Source organism: Pseudomonas siliginis, from assembly GCF_019145195.1.
GTDB classification, from domain to species: domain Bacteria; phylum Pseudomonadota; class Gammaproteobacteria; order Pseudomonadales; family Pseudomonadaceae; genus Aquipseudomonas; species Aquipseudomonas siliginis.
Genome location: NZ_JAHSTW010000004.1, coordinates 82,538 through 97,777, shown reverse-complemented (window position 1 = coordinate 97,777; position 15,240 = coordinate 82,538). Strand labels below are relative to the sequence as shown.

Annotated in this window: 17 protein-coding genes; 10 read left to right on the top strand and 7 right to left on the bottom strand. The window is 59.5% G+C overall.

Features of this window, described 5'->3' with window-relative positions; all coding sequences use genetic code 11:
- Positions 1 to 118: 118 nt before the first annotated feature.
- Together KVG87_RS10075 and KVG87_RS10070 are read right to left on the bottom strand one after the other, a co-directional pair.
- Positions 119 to 511, bottom strand: a complete 393-nt coding sequence (locus KVG87_RS10075) for a DUF2177 family protein (RefSeq protein WP_217850560.1) — start codon at positions 509 to 511, stop codon at positions 119 to 121.
- 44 nt (positions 512 to 555) lie between these two features.
- A complete protein-coding gene (locus tag KVG87_RS10070; RefSeq protein WP_016771157.1) occupies positions 556 to 1,392 on the bottom strand; it encodes a CvfB family protein in 837 nt (278 codons plus the stop codon).
- A 339-nt stretch (positions 1,393 to 1,731) separates the two neighbouring features.
- On the opposite strand from KVG87_RS10070, the gene KVG87_RS10065 reads away from it, so the two are divergent.
- The 3 genes from KVG87_RS10065 to KVG87_RS10055 all read left to right on the top strand — a co-directional run bounded on the left by KVG87_RS10065 (position 1,732) and on the right by KVG87_RS10055 (position 3,787).
- A complete protein-coding gene (locus tag KVG87_RS10065; RefSeq protein ID WP_016985943.1) occupies positions 1,732 to 1,920 on the top strand; it encodes a PFL_1563 family small protein in 189 nt (62 codons plus the stop codon).
- Between the two features lie 203 nt (positions 1,921 to 2,123).
- Positions 2,124 to 2,840, top strand: a complete 717-nt coding sequence (locus KVG87_RS10060; RefSeq protein WP_016771158.1) for a TorF family putative porin — start codon at positions 2,124 to 2,126, stop codon at positions 2,838 to 2,840.
- A gap of 77 nt (positions 2,841 to 2,917) precedes the next feature.
- Positions 2,918 to 3,787: a DUF6279 family lipoprotein gene (locus KVG87_RS10055; protein ID WP_217850558.1), complete on the top strand. Its 870-nt coding sequence runs from the start codon at positions 2,918 to 2,920 to the stop codon at positions 3,785 to 3,787.
- Between the two features lie 123 nt (positions 3,788 to 3,910).
- On the opposite strand, the gene KVG87_RS10050 is transcribed toward KVG87_RS10055, so the two are convergent.
- Positions 3,911 to 4,303 (bottom strand): transcriptional regulator, encoded by a 393-nt coding sequence (locus KVG87_RS10050; protein WP_122611687.1) that lies wholly within the window; start codon positions 4,301 to 4,303, stop codon positions 3,911 to 3,913.
- A gap of 172 nt (positions 4,304 to 4,475) precedes the next feature.
- Between KVG87_RS10050 and KVG87_RS10045 the strand changes: the two genes are divergently transcribed.
- Entirely contained in the window at positions 4,476 to 5,210 is a 735-nt protein-coding gene (locus KVG87_RS10045; protein WP_217850556.1) for a DUF899 domain-containing protein, read from the top strand.
- Positions 5,211 to 5,299: 89 nt separating this feature from the next.
- The gene (locus KVG87_RS10040) at positions 5,300 to 5,575 is read left to right on the top strand and encodes a hypothetical protein (protein WP_039761007.1); all 276 of its coding nucleotides are present in this window, start codon (positions 5,300 to 5,302) and stop codon (positions 5,573 to 5,575) included.
- Between the two features lie 50 nt (positions 5,576 to 5,625).
- Here KVG87_RS10040 and KVG87_RS10035 read toward each other — a convergent pair whose 3' ends face one another.
- Positions 5,626 to 6,966, bottom strand: coding sequence for a DEAD/DEAH box helicase (locus KVG87_RS10035; protein ID WP_024012040.1), 1,341 nt, complete (start codon positions 6,964 to 6,966; stop codon positions 5,626 to 5,628).
- Between the two features lie 191 nt (positions 6,967 to 7,157).
- Between KVG87_RS10035 and KVG87_RS10030 the strand changes: the two genes are divergently transcribed.
- Entirely contained in the window at positions 7,158 to 8,456 is a 1,299-nt protein-coding gene (locus tag KVG87_RS10030) for a mechanosensitive ion channel family protein (protein ID WP_056783642.1), read from the top strand.
- 106 nt (positions 8,457 to 8,562) lie between these two features.
- Here KVG87_RS10030 and KVG87_RS10025 read toward each other — a convergent pair whose 3' ends face one another.
- The 3 genes from KVG87_RS10025 to KVG87_RS10015 all read right to left on the bottom strand — a co-directional run bounded on the left by KVG87_RS10025 (position 8,563) and on the right by KVG87_RS10015 (position 10,920).
- Positions 8,563 to 9,429, bottom strand: a complete 867-nt coding sequence (locus tag KVG87_RS10025) for a carboxylate/amino acid/amine transporter (RefSeq protein ID WP_217850758.1) — start codon at positions 9,427 to 9,429, stop codon at positions 8,563 to 8,565.
- A gap of 344 nt (positions 9,430 to 9,773) precedes the next feature.
- Positions 9,774 to 10,373, bottom strand: a complete 600-nt coding sequence (locus KVG87_RS10020) for an FMN-dependent NADH-azoreductase (RefSeq protein WP_217850554.1) — start codon at positions 10,371 to 10,373, stop codon at positions 9,774 to 9,776.
- A 232-nt stretch (positions 10,374 to 10,605) separates the two neighbouring features.
- Complete coding sequence (locus KVG87_RS10015) at positions 10,606 to 10,920, bottom strand: hypothetical protein (RefSeq protein WP_016771198.1); 315 nt, start codon at positions 10,918 to 10,920, stop codon at positions 10,606 to 10,608.
- A gap of 49 nt (positions 10,921 to 10,969) precedes the next feature.
- On the opposite strand from KVG87_RS10015, the gene KVG87_RS10010 reads away from it, so the two are divergent.
- From KVG87_RS10010 to KVG87_RS09995, 4 genes are all read left to right on the top strand, one after another.
- A complete protein-coding gene (locus KVG87_RS10010; protein ID WP_016771199.1) occupies positions 10,970 to 11,893 on the top strand; it encodes a PA3225 family LysR-type transcriptional regulator in 924 nt (307 codons plus the stop codon).
- A gap of 14 nt (positions 11,894 to 11,907) precedes the next feature.
- The gene (locus tag KVG87_RS10005; RefSeq protein WP_217850552.1) at positions 11,908 to 12,711 is read left to right on the top strand and encodes an alpha/beta fold hydrolase; all 804 of its coding nucleotides are present in this window, start codon (positions 11,908 to 11,910) and stop codon (positions 12,709 to 12,711) included.
- 3 nt (positions 12,712 to 12,714) lie between these two features.
- The gene (locus KVG87_RS10000) at positions 12,715 to 13,278 is read left to right on the top strand and encodes a peptidylprolyl isomerase (RefSeq protein WP_041478824.1); all 564 of its coding nucleotides are present in this window, start codon (positions 12,715 to 12,717) and stop codon (positions 13,276 to 13,278) included.
- A gap of 88 nt (positions 13,279 to 13,366) precedes the next feature.
- Complete coding sequence (locus tag KVG87_RS09995) at positions 13,367 to 15,199, top strand: ABC transporter ATP-binding protein (RefSeq protein WP_217850551.1); 1,833 nt, start codon at positions 13,367 to 13,369, stop codon at positions 15,197 to 15,199.
- Positions 15,200 to 15,240 lie beyond the last annotated feature (41 nt).

The window sequence follows — 15,240 nt, the reverse complement described above, 5'->3', positions numbered from 1 at the left end:
GGTTGACGGCTGCGCCGTCATTGGCGGGCAGGCTCGCTCCCACGGAGGGTTCGGTGAACATGTGGGAGCGAGCCTGCTCGCGAAGAGGCAGCATTGCCAACACAACTGCCGGAGCAGCTCAGGCAAACCGCTTCGCCACCAAATAACCCACCGTGCAAGCAACCGCCGTCGCCACTGTCCCCCACGCCCAATCCATCAAACTCACCTGCACCGACCAGTCGCGCAATGTCGCCCAATTTGTCAGGTCATAAGTACCGTACGCCACCAGCCCCAATAGCGCACCCAGCTTCGCCGCCCTCTGCCAGCTCACCGCCGGCAACACCACGAACACCACGCAGCCAATAACGTACAGGCAATAAAAAACCGCTGCGGGCAACAGCAGCGGTTTTTCCAGCATCAGCGGACCGAGCAGTTCGCGATAGGTCGGCGCCATCAGCAGCCCGAGCCAGATGCCATCGAGCAGCAGAAACGTCAGCAACGTAGCGACGTAAGCGATCAGCGCCTTTTTCATCGATCCAACCTCTTGTGTGGCCTGCAACATGGGCCACTCAAGGCTCAGGTTAGTTCAATGCGATCGGCGTGAATGACGATCTTGCCTTCCTTGTACAGCGAACCGATGGCTTTCTTGAAGTTGCCCTTGCTGACGCCGAACAGGCTGCTGATCAACGCCGGATCACTCTTGTCACTGACCGCCAGGGTGCCGTCGTTTTCGCGCAACTTGCCGAGGATCTTCGAACTCAGGCTGCTGGCCGCTTCCTGACCAACCGGTTGCAGGCTCAGGCTGATCTTGCCGTCGGCGCGCACTTCCTTGATGAAGCCTTTCTCGCGCATGCCCGAACGCATGAACTTGAAGATCTCGTTCTTGTGGATCAGGCCCCAGTGCTTGTTGTTGATGATCGCCTTGAAGCCCATGTCGGTGGCTTCGGCCACCAGCAGATCAACTTCCTGGCCCGGGCTGTAGGTGGCCGGGGTCTTGTCCAGGTAACGATCGAGGCGCGCGGTGGCGGTGATGCGGCGCGTGTGTTTGTCGAGGTAGACGTGCACCACGCAGTATTCGCCAGCAGTCATCTGGCGCTTTTCTTCCGAGTACGGCAGCAACAGATCCTTCGGCAAGCCCCAGTCGAGGAACACGCCGATGCTGTTGACTTCAACCACTTTCAGGCTGGCAAACTCGCCGACCTGAACTTTGGGTTTTTCCGTGGTGGCGAGAAGTTTGTCTTCGCTGTCCAGATAGATGAATACGTTGAGCCAGTCTTCATCTTCGCTGGGAATATCTTTAGGGATATAACGGTTAGGCAAAAGAATTTCGCCGTCGGCACCGCCGTCCAGATATAAACCGAAGTTAGTGTGTTTAACCACTTGCAAACTATTGTAACGCCCGACTAAAGCCATTTCCGAAACCCTCAATACGTGGGCGGCATTCTACCCGTTTTTGCCGCCAACGTCGGGCGACAGATCCTCGCAGCGGAAAATCTGCGTCAACCTGTTGATTTTGCTTGATCACTGCCCTACGGGGTGCCGCTCGTCAGTCCGCCCAAGCGGCTTGCGACTGCGCCCGATTGCCACGCTGCACACACATGATCTTATTTAAAACAGCAGCTTAGCGGCATATTTAAAGTATCGAACCGGTAATAATGCAGCGCTGGGCTTGGTTATTCCGGGGGATATTTACCAAGCTATTGTCAAGCTATTCCTGTACGATGCCTGGCCGAGTTACTTTTCTAAAGGTTAATGGCCGCCATGCGTGTAAAAGCATCCACCAGCAAAGCAAAGCCAGCTCCAGCCGTTGAAACCAGCGAATCGATCAACGATCAGATCGCAGCATTCCTCAAGTCCGGCGGCGAGATCCAGCAAATTGCCAAAGGCGTCAGTGGCCAGACATTCGGCCCGTCCAAGCAGATCAGCCTGGGCAAGAAGTAACACCGGTTTTACCCCGTCCAGAGGCGCTTTGAGCTTCGAAGCGCCTGGACTGGCACCGCGCAACACCCCTTCGCTTTAAACAAAAATCCTCAAAAATCGACGAACGGCCATCAATGCCGGGCATTCGCCGGTATCCTTGCACGCGTCTAGATCAAGCGTTTCAGCAGGCCTTCGCCCTGCGCTCGCGGTTCATGGAGTGACGCATGCGCCCATTTCCCTGTTTATTGTTCGTCAGCCTGCTGTCAGGCGCGACCGCGCACGCGCAGGTTTTTCAGGGTGAACTGGGTGATTTCGATCTCAAGCTAGGCACCACACCCAGCCGCAGCATGGCCCAGGGACTGGTCAAGCCGGCGGCGGTCGGCTCGTTTCACGGCGGCCTTGATCTGAGCCACGACAGCGGCGTGTATTTCGGCCAGTACGCGCCGAGCATGGGCATCAGCCCGGGCAAGAACCTCGAGATCGATTCCTACGTCGGCTTCAAGCAGCCGTTCGATCAGGTGCTCGGCTATGAAGTCGGGATGATCCATTACAGCTATCCCCGCGTGGACACCCTCGACAGCCAGGAGCTGTTTGGTGGCCTGACTCTGCTCGGCAGTCGCTTCGGCATTGCCCTGAGCAACGACCCGGATAAACAGAACAACACCTTGTTTGCCGACCTCACTGGCAATCAGCCGTTCGGCATTGGCGTGAGCATGAAATACACCACGCACCAGTTGAATACACCGGCGGCGGTGGACGGTGGCTATATCAGCAGTTTCACTGATTGGTCGGTGAAACTGTCGCGGCCGTTCATGGGCGTCGATCTTGACCTGATCTACAGCGACTCCAGCCTCAGCGGCAGTGATTGCTCGGCCTATTCCGGGCACAACAGCGAGTGCGACGGCCTCGTCACCCTCAAGGCTGTACGCACGTTCTATTGATCGGCTGAACTGCCGCGCGCATCCTGCATCACATAAGAATCAGATTTCCGACGCCAGGCTCTCGCAAGGATTTGCCCATGTCTCGCTGGTTCAAACAGATTGCCGCCCTGCTGATCTTCACCCTCGCCCTCGGCGCTTGCAGCCGCGTGGGCCTGGCCTACCGCAACCTCGACGTGATTATCCCGTGGTCGCTGAGCGATTACGTGGACATGAACGGCGAGCAGAAAGACTGGTTCAACGAACGCCTCAAGGAACACCTGAGCTGGCACTGCACCACGCAATTACCGGGCTACCTCGATTGGCTGGACCGTTTACAGGCCATGGTCGAAAGCAATCAGGTCACCGACGCCGCCCTGCAGGAACGCACCGCCGAAGCCAAGCAGGCCATCGCCGACACCGCCCGGGAAATCACCCCTTCGGCCATCGAGCTGCTGCAAGGCCTGGACGATAAACAGGTCGCGGAAATGAACGACGCGTTTGCCAAGGATTTGCGCAAACGCCAGCAGGAATACGTGAAACCGCCGTTAGCGGAACAGATCAAGGAACGCGGCGAGCGCATGGAAAAACGCTTGAACGATTGGCTAGGCCCGCTCAGTGACACGCAGAAACAACGCGTCGTGGCCTGGACCAACGCCTTGGGCGACCAGAACACCCAATGGATCGCCAACCGCGCGCACTGGCAGCAACAGTTCAGCGCCGCCGTTGCGCAACGCCAAAGCGCGGAATTCCCACAACGCATCGAGACACTTCTGGTCAATCGCGAGCGGTTGTGGACAGCGGATTACCGCAAGGCCTACGCCAACACCGAAGCCCAGGCGCGCTCGCTGTTTGTCGACTTGATGGCCGAGAGCACGCCGCAGCAGCGTGAGCGCTTGCTGAAGAAAATCGAGGGCGTGCGCAAGGACTTCAATGACCTCAAGTGCCTGAAGGCCGCGCAAAAACCTTGAATAAACCAATGGCCCATTGTGGGAGCGAGCCTGCTCGCGAAGGCGGAGTGTCAGACAGTTCAAATGTCACTGACAGACCGTTTTCGCGAGCAGGCTCGCTCCCACAGGGCGGATTTCACTGGCTCAGGCGATTTGAGCCTTTGAGGCGACTTCATCAAACGTCACCTCATTCAGCGCATCCTCCTGCTCATCCAGCACCTGACGCGGATGGTCGTTGCCGGGGATGCTGCTGTCGATCAGGCTCAGCAGGCTGGAGCCGCGCGGGGTCAGAATGAAGTTGTTGCCAGTACTGCCCTCGTGGTCCGGCCGTGGCTCGATGAATCCGCGCTCCAGCAAAAGCTTTTCATAATCACAGGCCAGGGTTTTCAAGTGATCGAGATTGTCGATCGGCTCGCCGGCGCTGGCTTTCTCGGCCGCATGGTCTTCGGCATAAGCGCGGGGAGCGAAGCTGTGGCCAGCGCTGTTCTGCACTTCATGCAGCAAACGTTCAATCAAATCCCAGTTATAAGTCGTCATCCTGATCCAACCTCCGGTGCGGGTGATTTTGTGCCGCTTTCAAGGTTGTGACCGAAGCGCTGCGCAGCCGTTCAGCAGTATTTCCGGACCCGACCGACCGGCGGCTGTCGATTCCCTCGCACGATGAACGACTAGGCTGAAACAGCCGGTTCAACCCGCAGGAGACATCGTCATGAACGTTACAAACCATCCGGTGGTATCACGCGAAGAATGGCTCGCCGCCCGCCAGCAGCATCTGGCCCGCGAAAAAGCCTTCACCCGGGAACGTGATCGCCTAAGCGCCGAGCGCCGCGCCCTGCCGTGGGTGAAAGTCGACAAGGACTATCACTTCCAAGGTCCGAACGGCGAACTGAAGCTCAACGATCTGTTTGGCAACAACAGCCAGTTGATCATCTACCATTTCATGTTTGCCAAAGGCTGGGAGCAGGGCTGTCAGGGCTGCTCGTTCCTCAGTGACCACATTGATGGCGCCAACCAGCACCTGGCCCATCACGACGTCGCGGTGGTTGCAGTTTCCCATGCGCCATTCAACGAGTTTCAGGACTTCAAAAAGCGGATGGGCTGGAAGTTCGACTGGGTCTCGTCAGAAGGTTGCGATTTCAATTACGACTTCGGCGTCTGCGCCCGCGCTGAGGACGTCGCCGAGGGCAAGGCTACCTACAACTACGAAAAAACCGACAGCGCCGAGGAAGAAATGCCGGGGCTGAGCGTGTTCTATCGCAATGACGAAGGCGAGATTTTCCACACCTATTCCACATACGCGCGCGGTCTGGACATGCTGGTTGGCGCTTACCACTACCTTGATCTGACGCCCAAAGGCAGGAACGAGGACGAGATCATGGAATGGGTGCGGCATCATGATCGGTATGACGGTGCGCCGAAGTCGGGCTGCTGCCATGCCGATTGAGCGCAACCCTGCCCCCACAGTTTCTGAACTTTTACCAGGCTTCAGCCCTCAACCGGTTAACCCGCCTTAACCGGAACTGAGGCCTGCCCATGAAAACCCTGATCAAGCTGTCCCTCGCCGCCACCCTTGCCTGCGCCCTGCCCGTCTGGGCCTGCACGCCGGAAGAGGCGACGATCAAACGCGAACAACTGGCCAAGGAAGTCTCCAAGCTCACCGAGCAGAATCCGGAAAAAGCCAAGGAGATTAACGCCGAGCTGCAGAAAATGGATCTGGGCACGGCCAGCGCCGATCTGCCGGACAAATGCCAGTTGATCGATCAGCGTCTGAAGGAACTGGGGTCGGCAGAGAAAAAAGCCGACAGTTGAGGCGAAAAAAAACCGGACAATGTCCGGTTTTTTATATGCGCTGCTAAAGCTTACTCAGCCGCAGGCTCGGCTGGCTTACGACGCTTGAGCGGGGCCATGCCGTCGCTGCTCACCAGAGAATCCGGCTTTGGACGGTTGACGCTCTTGCGCTTGGTCGGCGTCTTGGCGGCGGTTTTCTTCTTGTCGCCCTTGGCGTCGGTCTTTTTCTTCTTCACGCCGACGGCTTTGCCCGAAGCCTTGACCTTTTTCGGCCCGCCGTAGGTGCCTTTGACTTCCTTGATGGTGCGGCGCTCGAAGCTCTGCTTGAGGTAGCGCTCGATGCTCGACATCAGGTTCCAGTCGCCGTGGCAGATCAGCGAGATCGCCAGGCCATCGTTGCCGGCGCGGCCGGTACGACCGATGCGGTGCACGTATTCGTCGCCGCTGCGTGGCATGTCGAAGTTGATCACCAGATCCAGACCGTCGACGTCCAGACCACGGGCCGCAACGTCAGTGGCGACGAGGATCTTCACGCCGCCCTGCTTCAGACGATCGATCGCCAGTTTGCGATCCTTCTGGTCTTTCTCGCCGTGCAGCACGAACGCCTTGTATTCCTGGGCCACGAGACGGCCGTAAATGCGGTCGGCCATGGCGCGGGTATTGGTGAAGACGATGGCCTTCTGGTAGGTCTCGTTGGCCAGCAGCCAGTTCACAATCTGCTCTTTGTGCTGATTGTGGTCGGCGGTGATGATTTGCTGGCGAGTCGTCGAGTTGAGCTGGCTGACGGCGTTGAGCTGCAGGTGCTCAGGGTTGTTCAGGACCTTGGCGATCATCTCGCGCAGACCTGAACCGCCGGTGGTCGCGGAGAACAGCATGGTCTGCTGACGGTTCGGGCACTCATCGACCAGACGCTGCACGTCTTCGGCGAAGCCCATGTCGAGCATGCGGTCGGCTTCGTCGAGCACCAGCACTTCGACTTCTTTCAGGTCGAGGTTGCCGGCGTTGAGCTGCTCGATCATCCGCCCCGGGGTGCCGATGAGGATGTCCGGCACTTTGCGCAGCATGGCCGCCTGCACCTTGAAGTCTTCGCCGCCAGTGATCAGGCCGGACTTGATGAAAGTGAACTGCGAGAAGCGTTCGACTTCCTTCAAGGTCTGCTGGGCCAGTTCACGGGTCGGCAGCAGGATCAGCGTCTTGATGCTGACGCGGATCTTCGCCGGGCCGATCAGGCGATTGAGGATCGGCAAGACGAAAGCGGCGGTTTTGCCGCTACCGGTTTGCGCCGTCACCCGCAGATCACGCCCCTGGAGCGCCAGCGGGATGGCCGCGGCTTGCACTGGCGTTGGCTCGACAAATTTCAGCTCGGCCACGGCTTTGAGCAGGCGTTCGTGCAGGGCGAATTGGGAAAACACGGGTGCTACCTCGAAGATATGCAAAAAAACAGCTGCATAGGTTACCGGTTTCGAGCGCTCAGGCCGAGTTTCTTTGTGCAAACGGCGACAATCAGTGGTTTTTTTGTTGCCCGATTTGTCACTCGCTGCAATACACAGCGTCTTAAATGCTCTAATCGGCCCTCGCGTCTTACAGAAGAAACGTTTCGCTCATGGATATCAAACAGCTCTGGCTCAAAGCCCAAGGCCTCTGGGGCACGCTCGAAGAGCACCCACTTCTGCAATCGGGACTGGCGCTGCTGGTGCTGCTGGTCATCGCGCTGGTGCTCGGACGGGTGGCGCGTTACCTGATCCTGCACGCCAGCCGCATGCTCGGCCGCCAGCCGGCGCTGCACTGGATCAACGACTTTCGCCACAACAAGGTGTTTCAACGACTGGCGCAGATGACGCCGTCGCTGGTGATCCAGTTCGGCCTGCACCTGGTGCCGGAGCTGAGCAAAACCGCGATGAATTTCCTCGGCAACGTCGCGCTGGCCTTCACCATTCTGTTCCTGCTGCTGGCGGTCAGCGCCCTGCTCAACGCCCTGCTCGACATCTATGCCCGCACCGAGCACGCCCGCACGCGCTCGATCAAAGGCTACGTGCAACTGGCGAAAATGGTTTTGTACGTGTTCGGCGCGATCATCATCGTCGCCACCCTGATCGACCGCTCGCCGCTGTTGCTGCTGTCGGGGCTGGGTGCGATGTCGGCGGTGATTCTATTGGTCTACAAGGACACCCTGCTGTCATTCGTCGCCAGCGTGCAGCTGACCAGCAACGACATGCTGCGGGTCGGCGACTGGATCGAAATGCCACAAGTCGGCGCCGATGGCGACGTGGTCGACATCACGTTGCACACGGTCAAAGTGCAGAACTTCGACAAGACGATCGTCTCGATCCCGACCTGGCGGCTGATGTCCGAGTCGTTCAAGAACTGGCGCGGCATGCAGCAGTCCGGCGGTCGGCGGATCAAGCGCAGCCTGTTCATCGATGCCAGCGGCGTGCGCTTCATCCGCGACGACGAGGAAGAAAAGCTCTCGCAGGTGCACCTGCTGACCGACTACATGGGCCGCAAGAAAGCCGAGCTCAAGGCCTGGAATGAGGCCCAGGGCAATGTCGCGGCGATGTCGGCCAACCGCCGGCGCATGACCAATATCGGCACCTTCCGCGCCTATGCGCTGGCGTATCTGAAGAGTCACCCGGAGATTCAGCCGAACATGACCTGCATGGTCCGGCAGATGCAAACCACCGCGCAGGGCATTCCGCTGGAAATCTACTGCTTCACCCGCACCACGGTGTGGGCCGATTACGAGCGGATTCAGGGGGATATTTTCGATTACCTGCTGGCGGTGTTGCCGGAGTTTGGCTTGAGTCTGTATCAACAGCCGAGTGGCGGGGATTTGCGCGCAGGCTTGCTGCCGGCGGTGCTGGGCTCGGCGAGTATTCCCGAGCCGGAAAAACACCTGATGTAACCCAAAGATCCAATGTGGGAGCGAGCCTGCTCGCGAATGCAATGTGTCAGTCGACCCATACTTATCTGACCCAACGCCTTCGCGAGCAGGCTCGCTCCCACAGGGGTTATGCGGCGGCCGGGGATCTGCGGATGCCCAACCGGCTGATCCACACCGCTGCCAGAATCACACCCCCGCCAAGGAACAACCGCCCCAGTTCCTCATGCTGATTCCAGATCAGCAGATTCAACAGCAATCCCACCGGCACGTGCAGGTTGTTCATCACCGCCAGTGTTCCGCCGTTGACCATGCACGCGCCCTTGTTCCACCAGTACAGACCCAACGCAGTCGAGACCAGTCCGAGAAACAGCAACACGCCCCATTGCAACGGCGCTTCCGGGAGAAAGTTCGACTTGCCGAACAACAGGAACGCTGGCAGCACAACCGCCAATGCACCGAGGTAGAAATAACCGAAGCGGCGGTAATGCGGCAGATCACTCGGATGCTTCGCCACCAGATGCTTGTACAGGACCTGCCCGGCGGCATAAGTGAAGTTGGCCAGTTGCAGCAGCAGGAAGCCCATGAAGAAGTCGGGACTGATGCTGTCGAAGCGAATCACCGCCGCACCGCCGACTGCCACCAGCGCAGCAATCAATGCCCACGGGTTGAAGCGGCGGTTCAGCGCGTCTTCGATCAACGTCACGTGCAGCGGCGTGAGAATGGTGAACAGCAACACCTCCGGCACCGTCAGCACGCGGAAGCTCAGGTACAGGCAGACGTAAGTGACCCCGAACTGCAACGCACCGATCAGCAACATGCCACGCATGAACGCCGGCTCCACCGAACGCCAGCGCGTCAGCGGAATAAACACCAGCCCGGCCAGCACCACACGCACCAGCACCGCGAAGTAACTGTCGACATGCCCGGCCAGGTATTCGCCGATCAGACTGAAGGAAAACGCCTGGATCAGCGTGACAAAAAGTAGATAGCCCATGCTCGCCTCGAAAATCGAATGGCGGCGACGATAGCGGGTTTTGCCGCTCACTGCGAATAGCCGGAAACACAAATAACCGGTAGGAGCGCGGCTCCTCGCGAAGGCAGCGAGTCAGACGGCAGATACTTTTCTGAGACACCGCTTTCGCGAGCAGGCTCGCTCCCACAACGAGCTATGTGTTTTCGTCAAATCGCAGACAAAAAAAAGCCCGATCTCGCTAAAGCGTTCAATCGGGCTACAGCACTCAGGAGCAAAAGTGCAAAGGGAGGTTCGATGCGCGTGGAACCTTGAAGGGGTTGCGCCAGGTCACTTAAACAATCGGCGATTATCTGGCGATTAACCGATCAAGCGACCTGAGACAGTTTGGCGTTGGCCTGATTCAGGCCCTTCTCCTGGAAGTCACCGCCCAGGTTCATGCCCTCAGCATGGATAAAAGTCACGTCGTTGATCCCGATGAAACCCATCACCTGCCGCAAGTACGGTTCCTGATGATCCGCAGGACCACCGGCATACACACCACCGCGAGCGGTCAGGACAAAGGCGCGCTTGCCGCTGAGCAGACCTTGCGGGCCGGTTTCGGTGTACTTGAAGGTCACCCCGGCACGCAGCACATGGTCAAGCCAGGCCTTGAGCGTGCTCGGGATCGCAAAGTTGTACATCGGTGCAGCCAGCACCAGCACGTCGGCGGCAAGCAGTTCATCAGTCAATTGGTTGGAGCGGTCCAGCGACGCCTGTTCGCTGTCGTTGCGCTGCTCGGCGGGCTTCATCCAGCCGCCCAGCAAGTTGGCGTCCAGATGCGGCACCGGGTTCGCGGCGAGGTCACGCACGGTGATCTGATCGGCAGGGTGTGCGGCTTTCCACTGAGCGATGAAGGTCTGGCTCAATTGACGGGAAACCGAGTCTTGCTGGCGGGCACTGCTTTCGATGATCAGAACGCGGGACATGGTGTGTAGCCTCCATCCGAATATGTTGTAAGTCGATGGAGTGAAGGTTAAACAGAGCTGAATCGATGAAAAAGCGCAAATATCCGCTGTAACCCATCGATAAATTCGTTTATAAGCTAGACCCATATCCCCTGTGGGAGCGAGCCTGCTCGCGAAAGCGGAATGTCAGTCACATCATCTCTGGATGACACTCCGTCCTCGCGAGCAGGCTCGCTCCCACAGGGAAATAGCGTTATTTCGGGGTGCAGGTCAGTTTGATGCGCAGCTTGATGATCTCGCGGGTGAACTTCGCCGTGGCGTTTTTATGCTTGCCGGCCGGCACATCGATGCTGCGCGTGCGTGGTGCTTCCGGGCCGTTGCTGAACACCGCACGGCAGGTCGCGTCGACATCACCGTAGTTGGCCACGCGGATCGAGCCGATGTCGTTGTCCGTGTCGTAAGTCTCGTAGTCGATCTTCATGCCGTTGAGATCCTTTTGCACATCGATCGGATAGGCAAACGCGGTCAACGGCAGCAGCGCCAGCACCACACAACAGAATTTTTTCATTCGGCAGTCTCCATGAGGGACGGCCAGCTTAGGACAAGAGGAGCTATTGATGAAAGCGCCCCGCGTGACCCTTGATCAATGGCGAACGTTGCAGGCCGTGGTCGACCACGGCGGATTCGCCCAGGCCGCCGAGGCCCTGCACCGTTCGCAATCGTCGGTGAGCTACACCGTCGCCCGCATGCAGGATCAGCTCGGTGTGCCGTTGCTGCGCATCGACGGGCGCAAAGCCGTGCTCACCGAGGCCGGCGGCGTATTGCTGCGCCGTTCGCGGCAATTGGTCAAACAGGCCAGCCAACTCGAAGACCTCGCCCATCACATGGAGCAAGGCTGGGAAGCGGAAGTGCGGCTGGTGGTCGATGCGGCCTACCCGAGCGCGCGGATCGTCCGTGCCCTGACCGCGTTCATGCCGCAGAGTCGCGGCTGCCGCGTGCGTCTGCGCGAGGAAGTGTTGTCGGGCGTCGAGGAAGTGCTGCTCGAAGGCGTGGCGGACCTGGCAATCACCGGACTGAGCATTCCCGGCTACCTGGGTGCGGAATTGAGTGATGTCGAGTTCGTCGCCGTTGCCCATCCTGATCACCCTCTGCATCGGCTCAACCGCGAGCTGAGCTTTCAGGATCTGGAAACCCAGATGCAAGTGGTGATCCGCGACTCCGGTCGCCAGCAACCGCGCGATGTCGGCTGGCTCGGCGCCGAGCAGCGCTGGACCGTCGGCAGCCTCGCCACCGCCGCGACCTTTGTCAGCAGCGGCCTGGGATTTGCCTGGCTACCGCGGCACATGATCGACCGCGAATTGAAGGATGGTTCGCTCAAGCTGCTACCGTTGGATCGAGGCGGCAGCCGCAATTCGAGCTTCTATCTGTATTCGAACAAGGACAAACCCCTGGGCCCGGCCACGCAAATCCTCATTGAACTGCTGCGCACCTTCGACACCTTGCCGCTGGACGCACCGTTCGCCGCACCTGAACAAGCCTGACACGGAGTTCACCGATGGCGTATTTCGAGCACGAAGGTTGCAACCTGCACTACGAGGAATATGGCCACGGTGCGCCGTTGCTGCTGGTTCACGGGCTCGGCTCGAGCACCCTGGACTGGGAAATGCAGATCCCGGCGCTGGCCGCGCACTACCGGGTAATCGTCCCGGACATTCGCGGCCACGGGCGCTCGGACAAACCCCGCGAGCGCTACAGCATTGCCGGGTTCAGCGCCGACCTGCTGGCCTTGATCGAGCACCTGCGCCTCGGCCCGGTGCACTACGTCGGGCTGTCGATGGGCGGGATGATCGGCTTTCAACTGGCCGTCGATCAGCCTCAGGCGCTCAAGAGCCTGACCATCGTCAACAGCGCGCCACAAGTCAAATTGCGCACCCGCGACGACTACTGGCAGTGGTTCAAACGCTGGAGCCTGATGCGCCTGCTCAGCCTGGAAACCATCGGCAAAGCCCTCGGCAGCAAACTTTTCCCCAAGCCGGAACAGGCCGATCTGCGACGGAAAATGGCCGAACGCTGGGCAAAAAACGACAAACGTGCTTATCTCGCCAGCTTCGATGCGATCGTGGGCTGGGGCGTTCAGGAACGACTTTCCCGGGTGTCCTGTCCAACGCTCGTCATCAGCGCCGACCGTGACTACACACCGGTGGCGTTAAAAGAAACCTATGTAAAACTGTTGCCGGATGCGCGGCTGGTGGTCATCGCCGACTCGCGCCATGCCACCCCGCTCGATCAACCCGAACGCTTCAATCAAACGCTGCTGGATTTTCTCGCCACAGCCGACCTTCACTCTCAGGATCACTGACCCATGCTGAAAAAACTCGCCCTCGCCGCCGGCTCCGTACTGTTTGCCGCCAACCTGATGGCTGCTACCCCGGCCAAGGCGCCCCACGTGCTGCTGGACACCACCAACGGCCAGATCGAAATCGAACTGGACCCGGTCAAGGCACCGATCAGCACGAAGAACTTCCTTGAATACGTCGACAGCGGTTTCTACAACAACACCATTTTCCACCGCGTGATCCCGGGCTTCATGGCTCAGGGCGGCGGCTTCACCCAGCAGATGCAACAGAAAGAAACCAAGGCGCCGATCAAGAACGAGGCCAGCAATGGCCTGCACAACGTTCGTGGGACCCTGTCGATGGCGCGTACTTCCAACCCTGATTCGGCGACCAGCCAGTTCTTCATCAACGTTGCCGACAACGCATTCCTCGATCCGGGCCGTGACGCTGGTTACGCGGTGTTCGCCAAAGTGGTCAAGGGCATGGATGTCGTGGACATCATCGTCAACTCGCAGACCACCACCAAAAGCGGCATGCAAAACGTGCCTGTCGACCCTGTGATCATCAAGTCTGCCAAGCGCATCGACTGAGTTTCGCCGGGCATATCGAGCGGCGTGGGGCTGAGCCTGCGCCGCTCGCACTGATAAAAGGAGAGCCCGGATTCCGGGCGGTTATCTGATGCTCTATCGCCGTTTCGAACAACTGATCGATATCTTCCGCGACGCCCCGACGGCGTCTCCGCCGGACCGCGTCTGGCCCTTCTATACCTATTACCTGAAGCAGGTCTGGCCGAGCTTCGCCGCCCTGCTCGTGGTTGGCCTGTTCGCCGCGTTGATCGAAGTAGCGCTGTTCAGTTACCTGAGCCGCATCATCGATCTGGCCCAAGGCACGCCCAACCCGAATTTCTTCAGCGACCACGCCCTCGAATTGACCTGGATGCTGGTGGTCGCCCTGGTGTTGCGACCGATTTTCTTCGGCCTGCACGATCTGCTGGTGCATCAGACCCTGAGCCCCGGCATGACCAGCATGATCCGCTGGCAGAACCACAGTTACGTGCTCAAGCAGAGCCTGAATTTCTTCCAGAACGACTTCGCCGGGCGCATCGCCCAGCGCATCATGCAGACCGGCAACTCGCTGCGCGATTCCGCCGTGCAAGCGGTGGATGCTCTGTGGCACGTGGTGATCTATGCGATCAGCTCGCTGGTGCTGTTCGCCGAAGCCGACTGGCGCCTGATGATCCCGTTGCTGACCTGGATCGTTGCCTACATCGGCGCGCTGTATTACTTCGTGCCGCGCGTGAAAGAGCGTTCGGTGGAAGCCTCTGACGCGCGCTCGAAATTGATGGGCCGTATCGTCGACGGCTACACCAACATCGCCACGCTGAAACTGTTCGCCCACACCAACTTCGAACAGCACTACGCCAAGGAAGCCATCGAAGAACAGACCGTCAAAGCGCAGATGGCCGGTCGCGTGGTGACCAGCATGGACGTGGCGATTACCGCGATGAACGGCCTGCTGATCGTAGGCACCACGGCGCTGGCATTGTGGCTGTGGACGCAGTCGCTGATCACCGTCGGCGCGATTGCCCTGGCCACCGGCCTGGTGATTCGTATCGTCAACATGTCCGGCTGGATCATGTGGGTGGTCACCGGCATTTTCGAAAACATCGGCATGGTCCAGGACGGTCTGCGCACCATTTCGCAACCGGTCAGCGTCACCGACCGCGAGCAGGCCAAACCGCTGGCCGTGGCCTCGGGCGAAGTGCGTTTCGAGCACGTGGATTTTCACTACGGCAAGAAGCGCGGGATCATCGGCGACCTCAACCTGAACATCAAACCGGGGGAAAAAATCGGTTTGATCGGCCCGTCCGGCGCCGGCAAATCAACCCTGGTCAACCTGTTGCTGCGCCTATACGACGTCGAGGGCGGGCGCATCCTGATCGATGGGCAGAACATCGCCGACGTCGGCCAGGAAAGCCTGCGTGCGCGGATCGGCATGATCACTCAGGACACCTCGCTGTTGCACCGATCGATCCGCGACAACTTGCTTTACGGCAAACCCGACGCCACCGACGCCGAACTGTGGGAGGCGGTGCACAAGGCTCGCGCCGATGAGTTCATTCCACTGCTGTCCGACGCTGAAGGCCGCACCGGTTTCGATGCGCATGTCGGCGAGCGCGGGGTGAAACTGTCGGGCGGTCAGCGCCAGCGCATCGCGATTGCGCGGGTACTGCTCAAGGACGCGCCGATCCTGATCATGGACGAAGCCACTTCGGCGCTGGACTCGGAGGTTGAAGCGGCGATTCAGGAAAGCCTCGAGACCTTGATGCAGGGCAAAACCGTGATCGCCATCGCCCACCGTCTCTCGACCATCGCGCGCATGGACCGTCTGGTGGTGCTGGAAAACGGCAAGATCGCCGAGAGCGGCACCCACGCCGAACTGCTCGCCCATCGTGGCTTGTATGCACGGTTGTGGGCGCACCAGACCGGCGGGTTTGTCGGCATCGACTGATGCCTGGCGGTGCGGTGAAAAAACTGTGGGAGCGAGCCTGC

Coding starts and splice junctions, on each gene's coding strand:
- KVG87_RS10075 (WP_217850560.1), bottom strand. CDS start 511: ATGAAAAAGGCGCTGATCGCTTACGTCGCTACGTTGCTGACGTTTCTG.
- KVG87_RS10070 (WP_016771157.1), bottom strand. CDS start 1,392: ATGGCTTTAGTCGGGCGTTACAATAGTTTGCAAGTGGTTAAACACACT.
- KVG87_RS10065 (WP_016985943.1), top strand. CDS start 1,732: ATGGCCGCCATGCGTGTAAAAGCATCCACCAGCAAAGCAAAGCCAGCT.
- KVG87_RS10060 (WP_016771158.1), top strand. CDS start 2,124: ATGCGCCCATTTCCCTGTTTATTGTTCGTCAGCCTGCTGTCAGGCGCG.
- KVG87_RS10055 (WP_217850558.1), top strand. CDS start 2,918: ATGTCTCGCTGGTTCAAACAGATTGCCGCCCTGCTGATCTTCACCCTC.
- KVG87_RS10050 (WP_122611687.1), bottom strand. CDS start 4,303: ATGACGACTTATAACTGGGATTTGATTGAACGTTTGCTGCATGAAGTG.
- KVG87_RS10045 (WP_217850556.1), top strand. CDS start 4,476: ATGAACGTTACAAACCATCCGGTGGTATCACGCGAAGAATGGCTCGCC.
- KVG87_RS10040 (WP_039761007.1), top strand. CDS start 5,300: ATGAAAACCCTGATCAAGCTGTCCCTCGCCGCCACCCTTGCCTGCGCC.
- KVG87_RS10030 (WP_056783642.1), top strand. CDS start 7,158: ATGGATATCAAACAGCTCTGGCTCAAAGCCCAAGGCCTCTGGGGCACG.
- KVG87_RS10025 (WP_217850758.1), bottom strand. CDS start 9,429: ATGGGCTATCTACTTTTTGTCACGCTGATCCAGGCGTTTTCCTTCAGT.
- KVG87_RS10020 (WP_217850554.1), bottom strand. CDS start 10,373: ATGTCCCGCGTTCTGATCATCGAAAGCAGTGCCCGCCAGCAAGACTCG.
- KVG87_RS10015 (WP_016771198.1), bottom strand. CDS start 10,920: ATGAAAAAATTCTGTTGTGTGGTGCTGGCGCTGCTGCCGTTGACCGCG.
- KVG87_RS10010 (WP_016771199.1), top strand. CDS start 10,970: ATGAAAGCGCCCCGCGTGACCCTTGATCAATGGCGAACGTTGCAGGCC.
- KVG87_RS10005 (WP_217850552.1), top strand. CDS start 11,908: ATGGCGTATTTCGAGCACGAAGGTTGCAACCTGCACTACGAGGAATAT.
- KVG87_RS10000 (WP_041478824.1), top strand. CDS start 12,715: ATGCTGAAAAAACTCGCCCTCGCCGCCGGCTCCGTACTGTTTGCCGCC.
- KVG87_RS09995 (WP_217850551.1), top strand. CDS start 13,367: ATGCTCTATCGCCGTTTCGAACAACTGATCGATATCTTCCGCGACGCC.